1 protein-coding gene is annotated in these 350 nt (G+C 68.3%); it reads left to right on the top strand.

Going from position 1 to position 350, the window contains the following annotated elements:
- Positions 1–350, top strand: a 350-nt coding sequence (locus ACXAHD_RS32435; RefSeq protein ID WP_475055230.1) for a hypothetical protein, incomplete at both ends; no start/stop codon positions are given.

Genomic DNA, 350 nt, shown 5'->3' with positions numbered 1-350 from the left:
CGATCAGATCCACCGGATACCCGGTCCGCTCACTCAACACCTCCAGGATCGCCTCCTGGAACTGCGCCACCCCCACCGATCCGGCAGCCGGAGACGACACCGACGCCGCAGACACCGACGCGGACGCCGCAGACGCCGTGACGGCAGGCACCGGGCTCGGTGCGGTCACCGACGCGGCCGGTTCGGCAGTCGCGGGTACGGCCGCCATCTTCTCGGCCAACCACGCCACCATCGTGCGCACCGTCCGCGCCCGAACCAACTCCTCCAACTCCGACTCGTCACCATCCACCGACAACCGCAACCGGGTCGCCACCTCACCAGCAACCTCAGCCCGCTTGATCGAATCGATA

The sequence above is a fragment of the Micromonospora sp. ABR4_055 genome, from assembly GCF_056160425.1.
Note: the sequence above shows the minus strand (reverse complement) of the source record. Positions and strands in the feature narration are given on the sequence as shown.